Raw genomic sequence first — 12618 nt, 5'->3', positions numbered from 1 at the left:
CCGCATCCGGCATGAACAACGAGCACTTTGTTAATAATCCCAAAGGGCGATCATTCGATCGCCCTTTTTTACTTCGCTTTATTAACCGTGTTTATTTTTCAGTTCAAAGCGGGGTGATACCAGACCATACAGTGTCCAGCCGAGGAAGGTCACGATGGAGCCATACAGCATGGCCTCTTCCCCAGACGAGTACAGCGCATAAAAGCTGTACATCGCACCAATAAAGGCAACAAAGTTAGCCACTTTCGCTTTAGCAGCCGGAACATTCGCTGCTTTCTGGATGATTACCAGTGCTGCCATCGACAGAATATACGGGATGATATTGGTCACCACGGCCAGGTTAACCAACACGTTGAACTGGCTGTTCAGCGACGGGCTAATGGTCATCAGCGATAATCCACTCTGGATAATCACAATGGTCAACATTCCCTGAACCGGTGCATCTACTTTGGTTACACGAGAGAAAATTTTCGGGAAGTACCCTTCATCGGCAGACGATTTAAACACCTGGGCGATGGTGAACTGCCAGCCGAGCAGTGAACCGCAGCAGGACATCACCATCAACGCCATAATCACTTTACCGACTTCCGGTGTGAACATCTGCGCGAAGGCCAGACCAAACGGTGCCGTTGAATTTGCCAGCTCCATATTTGGCACAATCCCGGCAATCACGTTAGTAGAGACGATATAAATTACTGCCGCACCCAACGTACCGCCAAGAACAGCAATTGGCACGTTACGTTCCGGGTTTTCTACCACTTCAGCATTCGCACAGGCAGACTCCAGACCGAGAAAAGCCCACAATGTCATGGCGATGGAAGAACCAACCGCGCTAAAGAAGGGCGCATGATGCGGATTCCAGGAGTCAGCGTAAAGCGTCGGGCTGAACCAGAACCAGCCGATAATGCACAGGCCAATTACCGGAATAATGACACCCCACACGGTAATGCTACTGATTTGCCCGGTAATGCGTGCACCACCAAAGTTAGCCACGGTACATACCCACAGCACAGCAATAGTGGCAAGACCAATCTGAACAGGCGAAAGGGTTGTGTCAAACAACTCAGTACCGTAGCCAACGGCGGAAATAGCGATGGCGACATTGGCAATCAGTAGCGACACACCGTAGGTATAGTTCGCCATGAAGTTACCGGATTTACCGAAGGCATATTCGGCATAACCCCCCATACCACCTGGTTTACGGCTATACATACCGCATTTTGCAAAGGCCCAGGCCAGCGCCATTGATCCTACAGCCGTCACTAGCCAGGAGATAATCGAGATCGTCCCGACTTCGGCTAGTTTGGTCGGCAGCATAATGATGCCGGAACCCATCATGTTGACCATCGTCAGTATGGTTAACTGCACGACGCCCATTTTATTCGCTTTAGCCTGACTCATAATTTTTCTCCCTTCAGCAGGGCGCTTTGTGGTTCGTTTGATTTGATGACATAGCACCAGACCTGTTTGCGACCGTCATGTTCTTCGATGTAGACCCCCTGTAATTCCGGCGCAAAACCTGGCAGCAGGTTAATGCCTTCTTCCAGGGCAATGAAGTAACGCAGAACTGCACCGCCCCAGACTTCACCCGGAACAACACACAGCACGCCCGGAGGATAAGGCAGGGCACCTTCGGCTGCGATACGCCCTTCTGCATCCGGCAGACGAACCAGCTCCACCTCACCGCGTAAGTAGGCGTAGTTAGCTTCTTGTGGATTCATGCTGACGCGAGGGAAGTGTTCCTTACGGAACATCTCTTTTTGCAGTTGTTTCACGTTATGACGGGCATACAGGTCGTGCATTTCCTGGCACAACTGACGCAGGGTATAACCGGCGTAACGGGCTTCATGTTGTTTGTAAATGGAAGGCAGTACGTCTGCCAGAGGCACATCATCTTCCAGCAGTTTTTCGAAACGTGCCAGCAGGGCGACAAGCTGTTGTAGTTTGGCCATATCTTCTGCCGGAGTCAGCAGGAATAAAATGGAGTTAAGGTCGCATTTTTCTGGAACGACACTATTTTCACGCAGGAAGTTAGCGAGAATGGTTGCAGGAACACCGAATGCCTCATATTCGCCGTTACGTGCATCAATGCCTGGGGTAGTCAGTAGCAGCTTGCACGGATCGACAAAATATTGGTTTTCTGCGTAGCCTTCAAAAGAGTGCCAGTGTTCTCCTGGTACAAACTGGAAGAAGCGCAGGTCATTGGCAATTTCAGCGGTGGGGTATGACTGCCATGGCTTGCCATCCACCAGTTCAGGAACGAACGGACGAATATGATGACAGTTTTCAAGGATCAGTTTGCGTGCATCAATGCCATTCGCCACGCAGTCCATCCACATATTGCGACCGCTTACGCCTTCATGCATTTTAGCGTTGACGTCCAGTGCCGCGAACAACGGATAGAACGGGCTGGTAGAGGCATGCATCATAAAGGCATTGTTCATGCGTTTATGCGGTACATAACGCGGTTGCCCTTTGATATGGCGGTCTTTTTTATGAATTTGTGAAGTCTGGGAAAAACCTGCCTGCTGTTTATGGACTGATTGCGTAACCAGAATGCCCGGATCGTTTTCATTAAGCTCCAGCAGCAGCGGCGAACAGTCAGCCATCATCGGGATAAACTGCTCGTAGCCGACCCATGCGGAGTCAAACAGAATGTAGTCACACAGATGACCAATTTTATCCACCACCTGGCGGGCGTTATAAATAGTGCCGTCGTAGGTGCCTAACTGAATAACCGCGAGGCGGAACGGACGAGCCTCTTTTGCCCGCTGCGGTGCGACTTCTGCAATCAGTTCGCGCAGGTAATTTTCTTCGAAGCAGTGCGCATCAATGCCACCGATAAAGCCATACGGGTTGCGTGCTGTTTCCAGATAAACCGGTGTTGCACCAGCCTGTAGCAACGCCCCGTGGTGATTAGATTTATGGTTATTGCGGTCAAACAGCACCAGATCGCCCGGTGTCAGCAGTGCGTTTAATACCACTTTGTTTGAAGAGGAGGTGCCGTTTAAAACGAAGTAGGTTTTATCGGCATTAAACACTTTTGCCGCATGTTGTTGTGCGATACACGGCGCACCTTCATGAATCAACAGATCGCCCATCGCCACGTCAGCGTTGCACAAGTCGGAACGGAAAAGAGTTTCACCAAAATACTCTACAAACTGGTTACCCGCCGGATGGCGACGGAAAAACTCGCCGCCCTGATGACCGGGGCAATCAAAGGCGCTGTTACCCTGATTGACATAATCAACCAGTGCGCGGAAGAAAGGCGGGCGCAGCTGCGTTTCATAATGGCTGGCTGCGGTTTCTAACTGGCGACCATAAAACGTTTTCCGCGCTTCGCAATGTTCGAAGACACCCGAAATACGTGACAGGTATTTTGCAGGCACATGTTCTTCATTTTCCGTGGCAATAAATACAGGAATGCCATAGCCAGTAGCGTCTATTTCATCGAGTTTTCCACGTTCAACATCATCGACCGATAAAACAATGGCAGCAACGTCAATATAATTACTTTCTTCAATATTCACGCATACACGATGAGTGGAAAAGTAATTCTGGCAAGAACGACTAACGGCAATTTTTAATTCTGACATTTTTCATCTCTTTATTTCAGGTAATAGCAGGTCCTCAATTTCTCAAAAGAGAAATTGATAACGCCGGAAAAAAGCAAAAAATCACCCCTGATAAATAAATCAGTAGTTTGCTTTTTGTAGATGCAATAACCCGACCAGCCCGGTAACTGGCAATACTCTACCTATCCAGATTGCGGCGTAGCGATCTGAATTAATAAGGGTATAAAAGGGTTAGCAATGTATGAGCACCAGGGGATACAGGTATTAACCTGTTATGCTTAAAGACAGGGAGACCTGTATTTTGAGGTGCCCTTTAGTCAGAAGACTAGCGGGCATTAAAGAAATGAAAGTCAAAGCTATTGCGATGGGAAAACTTCATAATATGAGTTGTTCGCCTTATATGAGGCATTGCACGGTTATTATTTTCCATTTTCCTTTACCTTTTTCTGTATCAGTTGAAGGTGAAATTATTCTATCCATGAAAAGTCTCCGATCTGTGAAGAAGATCAAAAAAATAATCAAATCTAAATCGCCTAATCATTAAGCATCAATGACCCAGAATAGATTGTTATCTTGTTGTTTTGAGATTGTGAGTTCATTGTTTTTTTATTTGCAGGTGCCTTAGTTCGGCCGAATAATATTTCAGCAGAACTAAGGTTAAAATTTAAAGCATGAAAAATGAATAAACATTCAAAGCATAAATCGATACCCAATACCGGTTTCAGTAATAAAATGGCGAGGCCGAGCCGGGTCTTGTTCCAGTTTTTGCCGCAGATGCCCCATATAAATCCGCAAATAGTGGCTGTGTTCAACCGCATTTGGCCCCCACACCTGGTTGAGTAACTGGCGCTGGGTGAGCACTTTCCCGGCGTTATTAAGCAGCACCGCCAGCAGGCGAAACTCAATCGGGGTGAGATGCACCTCCTCTTCACCGCGATGGATCACCCGAGCCGCTAAATCGACGGTAACATCAGAAAATTTCACCACCGGATCGGGCGCGGCGGTGGCTGAATGGCGGCGTAAGGCGACGCGCAGACGAGCCTGAAGCTCGCCAATGCCAAACGGTTTACTCAGGTAATCATCAGCTCCGGCATCCAGCGCGGCGATTTTGTCGCTCTCTTCACTACGTGCGGAAAGCACAATCACCGGCACCGCGCTCCACTGGCGCAGGTCGCGGATAAACTCAATCCCATCACCGTCGGGCAGACCGAGATCGAGAATAATTAAATCCGGCTTGCGGGTTGCCGCTTCCAGTAAGCCGCGTTGCAGCGTTTCGGCCTCAAAGACGCGCATACCATCGCCCTCCAGCGCCGTGCGCAGAAACCGACGAATAGCCTGTTCATCTTCAACAATCAGAACGTTTGTCACATATCCTCATGAAATTCTTCAAGTTCAGGGGCAGTTTGCTGGGGAAGTGTAACACGAAAACAGGCACCACCTTCCGGTCGGTTGAACGCGGTAATGGTGCCGCCGTGTACATCCACAATCGCCCGACAAATTGCCAGCCCAAGCCCTACACCCGGCACCGCCGATTCTTTATTCCCACGCGCAAACTTATCGAATATCGTCTGCTCCTGGCCTGGCGGAAGACCGGAGCCATTATCCCAGACATCCAGTTGTAGCTTCTCGCCCTCAACGTGGGCATCAATACCAATTTCGGCCTGCGCACCCGCGTATTTCACCGCGTTCTCCAGCAGATTAATCAGCACCCGTTCAAAGAGTGGTCCGTCAACGTGGATTAAAGTCAGCGGTTCTGGCAGAGAAAGGTTGATGGGCGACGATAATCCCGGTTCCAGCATTTGCAGCGCGCTGCCGACCACTTCTTCCAGCGTTAACCACTCTTTCTTCAAATTAAAGCCGCCGGACTGAATTCGCGCCATATCCAGTAGATTATTCACCAGTCGGGTAGTGTTCAGCACATGCTGGCGAATCTCGCTGGCCTGGCGGGCGTGGGGCGATCCTTCGCTTGCCAGATCGAGCGTTAAGATTTCAGCCTGACCGAACAGCACCGTAAGCGGAGTGCGTAAATCATGCGAAAGTGCCGCCAGCAGGGCGTTGCGGATCTGTTCACGTTCGCTTGCCATCCGCGCCTGTTCTTCGCTGGCGGTCAGCGTCAGGCGTTCCAGGGCATTGGCAACTAACAGCGTAAACGTCTCCAGCAGGCGCTGCTGTTCCGGGATCATCAACTGGCGCAGATTCCCCGGTTCCACCACCACCAGACCGTAGGTTTTCTCGCCGCTTTTTAACGGCAAAATCTGGTACGGCACGCCGGGTAACGTGTCGGTGCCCGCGCCCGCAGGCAGGCCTTTATCAAAACTCCACTGCGCGATGGCATCGTCCCACGGCGTCATTCCTTGCGGATGTGTCAATGGCTGCAATTTTCCATTGTCATCGGGTAACAATACCTGACTGCGAGCATGAAACGTGGAGGCAATAAACTGTTCGCTGGTGGCGGCGATATCCTGCGAACTGCGGCCCACAGCCAGAGCTTTCGACATTTCATATAAGTGTCGTGTGCGTTGCTCGCGGTAGCGGGCTACCCGCGCCTGATAACGCACGCCAGCAGTAAGGTTCCCGATCACCAGTCCGACGGTTAACATCACCGTGAAGGTCAGCAGATACTGCACATCAGAGACGGCGAGCGTGCCGCGTGGGGCGATAAAAAAGAGATCGAAACTCACCACATTAATGACGGTGGCGACCACTGAAGGCCAGCGCCCATAAAATAGCGCCACCACTACCACGCCTAACAGATACAGCATCACCAGGTTGGCGGCATCAAACGCCATCAGCCACTGCATGGCAATTAAGGTGATAACGGCGCATAACGCGGCGGCAACCACGCATCCCTGAATCTGTACCCGCCACTTGTCTTTAAAAGAGCGGCTATCCGGCGCGTTGTTAATCGTGCGGGCGGGTGGTTCATCAAGCGCGACCAGCACCTGATCGAGATCGGGGGCGATGCGCGCCAGTCGGTCAGCAAACGTTTCCCGACGCCACCAGCGGCGCGAGGCCGGGCGACCGAGAATAATCTTGCCGAGATTATGTTCACGGGCATAACGCACTACGGCTTTTTCTTCCGCTGGATCAGAAAGTGTTGCCGTCTCTGCGCCCAGCTCCTGCGCCAGACGTAAGGCGCGGAGAATTGCCCGACGTTTTTTCTCCGGTAAGCGGTGCAGGGCAGGGGTTTCAACATACACCGCGTGCCAGACGCTCCCCAGCCTTGACGCCAGCCGCGCCGCCGCGCGAACCAGTTTTTCGCTGCCGGTGTTATGGCCGATGCATAAAAGGATCGCGTCACGCGTGTGCCAGACTTTCTCTTCGCCAGGATGCCCCCGCCAGGCGCGCATTTGTTCATCTACGCGATCGGCAGTACGGCGCAGAGCCAGTTCGCGCAGGGCGATCAGATTGCCTTTGCGGAAAAAATGTTCAATGGCGCGCTCCGCCTGCCCGGCAATGTAGACTTTGCCTTCTTTCAGCCGTTGACGCAGATCGTCCGGGGGCAGGTCCACCAGCACCACGTCGTCGGCAGCATCAAAAAAAGGATCAGGCACGGTTTCCCGTACCTGAATTCCGGTGACGCCGCTGACCACATCGTTCAGACTTTCCAGATGCTGAACGTTGACGGTAGTGAAAACATCAATGCCAGCTTCCAGCAGCTCTTCGATGTCCTGCCAGCGTTTGGGATGACGGGAACCTGGCGCATTACTGTGCGCCAGTTCGTCCATTAATATAAGTGCAGGACGGCGGGCGAGGGCGGCATCGAGATCAAACTCGCTGATGTGCCGCCCACGGTACGCCTGGCGTTTTAGCGGCAGAACAGCCAGCCCTTCCAGCATTGCGGCAGTATCTTTCCGACCGTGGGTTTCTACCACGCCAACCACAATATCCAGCCCTTGCGCCCGCAGTCGCTGTGCTTCTGCCAGCATCGCCCAGGTCTTCCCGACGCCTGCACAGGCACCGAAGAAAACTTTTAGCTTCCCCCGATGCGGCGCGGCAGTTTGTTCCAGCAGACGGTCGGGATCGGGACGTAAGGGTTCGTTATTCATCAAGCTTATCCAGCGCCAGATTGAGTTCGACAATATTGACGACCGGCTGGCCGATAAAATTCACCAGCGGTTGTTGGCTGTATTTTGCGACCAGTTGCGTGAGTTGTTCAACGCTGAGATTACGCGCTTTCGCGACGCGTGGGATCTGCCAGGCCGCCGCTTGCGGGGTAATGTTATTGTCCAGCCCGCTTGCCGACGCCGTCACCAGTTCAACCGGAACGCTCGTGCTGGCATCCGGGTTTGCTGCCCGTAAGGCGGCAACGCGTGCAGCTATCTGTTTATCCTGCTCCGGGTTACTGACCGCCAGATTACTCCCGCCAGAAGCCTGTGGATTATAGGGCATTTCTGCCGTTGCCGATGGGCGACCATGAAAATAGCCGTTGCCGGTAAAATTCTGCCCGATTAACGCTGAGCCGCGTACCGTATCACCTTCACGAATCAACGAACCGTTGGCCTGCCAGGGAAACCACCATTGCCCCAGCGCGGTGGTCAGTAGCGGATAAACACCGCCAGTGATCAATAACAGAAAGAGAAATGTCGATAATGCCGGACGTAATCCACTCATGGTAACCCTCACACCAGACCGCAAACGGTCAGCAGTAAATCAATCACTTTGATACCGATAAACGGCACCAGCAGCCCACCCAGACCGTAAATCCATAAGTTACGGCGCAACATGGCAGAAGCGGTAAGCGGTTTATAACTCACGCCTTTTAACGCCAGGGGAATCAAAAAGACGATAATCAAGGCGTTGAAAATGACCGCACTGAGAATGGCGGAGTCGGGCGAATGCAGGCGCATGATGTTCAGCGCATTTAACTGCGGATACGTTGCCGCGAACGCCGCTGGAATAATGGCGAAGTATTTCGCCACATCGTTGGCAATGCTGAAGGTGGTCAGCGAGCCACGGGTCATCAGCATCTGTTTGCCAATGTGCACCACCTCGATCAACTTGGTCGGGTTGGAGTCGAGATCCACCATATTGCCCGCTTCTTTCGCTGCCTGGGTGCCGGAGTTCATCGCCACCGCGACATCTGCCTGCGCCAGCGCCGGAGCATCGTTGGTGCCGTCGCCGGTCATCGCCACTAAACGGCCTTCTGCCTGATACTGACGAATCAACGCCAGCTTGGCCTCCGGTGTCGCTTCGGCGAGGAAATCATCGACGCCCGCTTCCGCAGCAATCGCGGCGGCAGTCAGACGGTTATCGCCGGTAATCATCACCGTTTTAATGCCCATTTTACGCAGTTGGGCGAAACGCTCTTTAATGCCGCCTTTGACGATATCTTTCAGTGCAATAACGCCCAACACACGGGAACCTTCCACCACCACCAGCGGCGTGGCCCCCTGACGCGCAACGTTATCAACTTTTTGATCGACATCGGCAGGGAAGTGACCACCGTTAGCCTCAACATGGCGGCGAATAGCATCGACAGAACCCTTACGGATCATACGGTTATCGATGTTGATCCCACTCATCCGGCTTTGCGCAGTAAACGGCACAAAAGTAGCGTGAAGCGACTGCACATCGCGCTCGCGCAGGTTAAAACGCTGCTTGGCGAGGATCACAATACTGCGGCCTTCCGGCGTTTCGTCGGCCAGCGAAGCCAGTTGTGCGGCATCGGCCAGCGTTTTTTCCTCTACGCCCTGCGCGGGGATAAACTCCGACGCCTGACGGTTACCTAGCGTGATGGTGCCGGTTTTATCCAGCAGCAGAACGTCAACGTCGCCTGCCGCTTCAACGGCACGTCCGCTGGTGGCGATCACATTGGCGCCCAGCATCCGGCTCATCCCGGCGACGCCGATCGCTGAAAGCAAGCCGCCAATAGTCGTTGGGATCAGACAGACCAGCAGCGCCACCAGTACCGTTACGCTGACCGCGTTACCGCCCCAGGCAGAAAATGGCCATAGCGTTGCGGTTGCCAGTAAAAAGACGATGGTCAGGGCAATCAGCAGGATGGTCAGGGCAATCTCGTTCGGCGTTTTGCGTCGCTGTGCGCCTTCCACCATCGCGATCATCCGATCCAAAAACGTCTCGCCGGGATTAACGCTGCACGCGATCACCAGCCAGTCAGAAAGAATACGCGTACCGCCAGTGACGGAGGCAAAATCGCCGCCGGATTCACGGATCACCGGTGCTGATTCCCCGGTGATGGCGCTTTCATCAACCGATGCGCCACCTTCAATAACCTCACCATCGCAGGGGATAATATCGCCAGCTTCTACCAGTACGATATCGCCTTTACGCAGTTGATCGGCAGGTACTTTGTCCGCCGCAGCGCCATATTTCGGCTCACGCAGCTTGCGGGCAAAGGCAGTTTTTTTCACCCCTTTCAGACTGTTGGCCTGCGCTTTACTGCGGCCTTCTGCCAGCGCCTCGGCGAAATTAGCGAACAGTACGGTGACCCACAGCCAGCCGCTAATTGCCGCGCTAAACAGCGCATTGCCAGGCATCGCACCGCTTGCCATCGCGATGCTAATACAGGTGGTCAGCAGACTGCCGATCCAGACGATAAACATCACCGGATTGCGCCATTGCGCCTGCGGGTTTAATTTTTTCACCGCTTCTTTCAGCGCCTGAACGACAAGTGTTGGTTCGAATAGCGCCAGTTGTTTACGACTCATATTCAGTGCTCACTCAATATCATCAGGAGAGATATTCCGCCACCGGACCAAGCGCCAGGGCAGGGATAAAGGTCAGTGCGCCAACCAGCAATACGGTGCCGATTAACAGGCCAACAAACAGCGGGCCGTGCGTTGGCAGCGTGCCGGAGCTGGCGGGTTGGCTCTTTTTACTCACCAGCGAACCGGCAATTGCCATCACCGGGATAATCACCCCGAAGCGACCGACAAACATGCAGAACGCCAGTAAACAGTTCCAGAATGGTGAGTTGGCGCTTAAGCCGGCAAAGGCGCTGCCATTGTTGTTGGCGGCGGACGACACGGCATACAGCACTTCGCTAAAACCATGCGGTCCAGGGTTGAGCATGGCGCTACGTCCGGCGTCGGTCATCATTGCCAGCGCCGCGCCCATCAGCACCAGCGTCGGGGTGACCAGAATCGCCAGCGCGGTCAGTTTCATCTCGCGCACGTCGATTTTTTTACCCAGATATTCCGGTGTGCGACCAATCATCAGCCCGGCAATAAACACCGCCAGCAGGACGAACAGCATCATGCCGTAAAGGCCAGAACCAACGCCGCCGAATACCACTTCACCAATTTGCATCAACCACATCGGCACCATGCCACCAAGAGCGGTAAACGAATCATGCATCGCAATCACCGCACCGCAGGAAGCTGCTGTAGTCACGACCGCAAACAGGCTACTGACCAGCACGCCGAAACGGCTCTCTTTACCTTCCATATTGATGTTGCTGTCTGCGCCGAGTGCCAGCAGATGCGGATTACCCTGAACTTCTGCCCACATCACCACGCCTACGCAGATGACAAAAATCACCGACATCGCCCACAGCAACATGCGCCCCTGGCGGCGCTCGCCCGCCACTTCGCCAAAGGCAAAACACAGCGCCGTTGGGATCAAGAAGATTGCCAGCATTTGCACGAAGTTGGTCAGTGCTGTTGGGTTTTCAAACGGATGCGACGAGTTGGCATTAAAGAAACCGCCGCCGTTAGTGCCGAGCATCTTGATCGCTTCCTGAGAAGCTACCGGTCCCATCGGTAACAGTTGTTGTACACCTTCAACGGTCGTCACCGGCTGATAGGGCAGAAAATTTTGCAGCGCACCTTGTTGAATAAAAAACAGTGCGATCAACAACGCCACAGGGGCTAACACCCATAACGTGATGCGTAGCAGATCGACCCAGGCATTGCCGAGCGTGCTCATGCTCTGGCGGGTAAATGCGCGGATGAGGGCAAAAATCACCGCAATCCCGCTGGCGGCAGAAAGAAAGTTTTGCACTGTTAAACCCGCCATCTGGCTGAAATAGCTCAACGTGGTTTCACCGCTATAAGATTGCCAGTTGGTATTCGTGACAAAGCTGACGGCGGTATTGAGCGCCAGATCCCACGACAGCCCCGGCAACTGCTGCGGATTAAGCGGCAGATAGTGCTGACCGAGCAACATAAAAAACAGCACCGCCAGCCCCAGCATGTTCAGGCAGAGAATGGCAGAGAGATATTGCTTCCAGTTCATCTCGCGACCAGAGACGCCAAGTGCGCGAAAGAGTACGCACTCAACGCCCGCAGTACCGGGAAGAGGAATATCATTAATCAGCCGCGCCAGCCCGCTGCCTAAAGGGCGCGCCAGCACCATCAGCACCAGTAAAAACGTGGCGATCAGTAAGAACCCTTGCGCAGCCATCAGAACGCCTCCGCATTGATCAGGGCATAAACCAGATAACCCAGTAATAAAAACACCAGCAATACGCCGGCTATCACGCCTGCACTCACAGTGCACCTCCAGTGGCCTAAAAGTGATACCGGAAGGGTAGAATTCTGGCTGCAAAGATTTCGCAAAAATCTGCGGGCGGGGTGTAAAAAAAGTATAAAAATGGCAAAAGCCATGATTTAACTAATGATTAGTATTAATTTAACTTTCATGTAACTTAATTACACGGTGAATGTAAATAAACCATCAATAAGCAAAAATAAGTGGTCGGATGAGTAGTAAAATTACACAAAAGGCGGTACTATTTTCATCAGATAAACAAATTCATTTTTCCGGTGCCATTCACCGGGTAGATACAAAAAGGGGGAGAAAAGTATGGAACTCTACAGAGAATATCCTGCATGGCTTATCTTTTTACGCCGTACTTATGCGGTTGCAGCGGGCGTACTGGCGCTGCCTTTCATGCTTTTCTGGAAAGACCGCGCCCGCTTTTACAGCTACCTGCATCGCGTCTGGTCGAAAACCAGCGAGAAACCGGTGTGGATGGATCAGGCCGAAAAGGCAACCGGTGATTTTTATTGATTGCTAAACACTAAGTTCAAAGAAAACCGCCAGCGGAAACGCTGGCGGGTTTTTTTTTTTTTTCGTT

At 52.8% G+C, this 12618-nt stretch carries 11 protein-coding genes; 1 reads left to right on the top strand and 10 read right to left on the bottom strand.

Features of this window, described 5'->3' with window-relative positions; translation table 11 throughout:
- Positions 1 to 81 precede the first annotated feature (81 nt).
- From potE to kdpF, 10 genes are all read right to left on the bottom strand, one after another.
- Positions 82 to 1401, bottom strand: coding sequence for a putrescine-ornithine antiporter (gene potE / locus EQY_RS0108715; protein ID WP_000075809.1), 1320 nt, complete (start codon positions 1399 to 1401; stop codon positions 82 to 84).
- Positions 1398 to 3596, bottom strand: a complete 2199-nt coding sequence (speF, locus tag EQY_RS0108710) for an ornithine decarboxylase SpeF (RefSeq protein WP_001292418.1) — start codon at positions 3594 to 3596, stop codon at positions 1398 to 1400. The genes potE and speF overlap by 4 nt, the downstream gene beginning before the upstream one ends.
- Before the next feature lie 304 nt (positions 3597 to 3900).
- Positions 3901 to 4005: a leader peptide SpeFL gene (speFL, locus tag EQY_RS26120; RefSeq protein ID WP_107164369.1), complete on the bottom strand. Its 105-nt coding sequence runs from the start codon at positions 4003 to 4005 to the stop codon at positions 3901 to 3903.
- On the bottom strand, positions 3972 to 4097 hold the full coding sequence (locus EQY_RS27295) for a TonB-dependent receptor (RefSeq protein WP_071987928.1): 126 nt from the start codon (positions 4095 to 4097) through the stop codon (positions 3972 to 3974). Before EQY_RS27295 ends, speFL begins: the two co-directional genes overlap by 34 nt.
- A 168-nt stretch (positions 4098 to 4265) precedes the next feature.
- Complete coding sequence (gene kdpE / locus EQY_RS0108700) at positions 4266 to 4943, bottom strand: two-component system response regulator KdpE (protein WP_000186069.1); 678 nt, start codon at positions 4941 to 4943, stop codon at positions 4266 to 4268.
- Entirely contained in the window at positions 4940 to 7624 is a 2685-nt protein-coding gene (gene kdpD, locus EQY_RS0108695) for a two-component system sensor histidine kinase KdpD (RefSeq protein ID WP_024212470.1), read from the bottom strand. Before kdpD ends, kdpE begins: the two co-directional genes overlap by 4 nt.
- Positions 7617 to 8189: a K(+)-transporting ATPase subunit C gene (gene kdpC / locus EQY_RS0108690; RefSeq protein ID WP_024212468.1), complete on the bottom strand. Its 573-nt coding sequence runs from the start codon at positions 8187 to 8189 to the stop codon at positions 7617 to 7619. The genes kdpD and kdpC overlap by 8 nt, the downstream gene beginning before the upstream one ends.
- 8 nt (positions 8190 to 8197) lie before the next feature.
- Positions 8198 to 10246 (bottom strand): potassium-transporting ATPase subunit KdpB, encoded by a 2049-nt coding sequence (kdpB, locus tag EQY_RS0108685; protein ID WP_000087954.1) that lies wholly within the window; start codon positions 10244 to 10246, stop codon positions 8198 to 8200.
- Positions 10247 to 10268: 22 nt separating this feature from the next.
- Positions 10269 to 11942 (bottom strand): potassium-transporting ATPase subunit KdpA, encoded by a 1674-nt coding sequence (gene kdpA, locus EQY_RS0108680; RefSeq protein ID WP_000730088.1) that lies wholly within the window; start codon positions 11940 to 11942, stop codon positions 10269 to 10271.
- Entirely contained in the window at positions 11942 to 12031 is a 90-nt protein-coding gene (gene kdpF, locus EQY_RS0108675) for a K(+)-transporting ATPase subunit F (RefSeq protein WP_001365534.1), read from the bottom strand. Before kdpF ends, kdpA begins: the two co-directional genes overlap by 1 nt.
- 313 nt (positions 12032 to 12344) lie before the next feature.
- Here kdpF and EQY_RS0108670 point away from each other — a divergent pair, with 313 nt between their 5' ends.
- Positions 12345 to 12551, top strand: a complete 207-nt coding sequence (locus tag EQY_RS0108670; RefSeq protein ID WP_000424926.1) for a YbfA family protein — start codon at positions 12345 to 12347, stop codon at positions 12549 to 12551.
- Positions 12552 to 12618 lie beyond the last annotated feature (67 nt).

It is taken from the genome of Escherichia sp. TW14182 (assembly GCF_000208525.1).
Classification (GTDB): domain Bacteria; phylum Pseudomonadota; class Gammaproteobacteria; order Enterobacterales; family Enterobacteriaceae; genus Escherichia; species Escherichia ruysiae.
The sequence above is the reverse complement of the archived record's forward strand: the minus strand, read 5'-3'. Positions and strand labels throughout refer to the sequence as shown.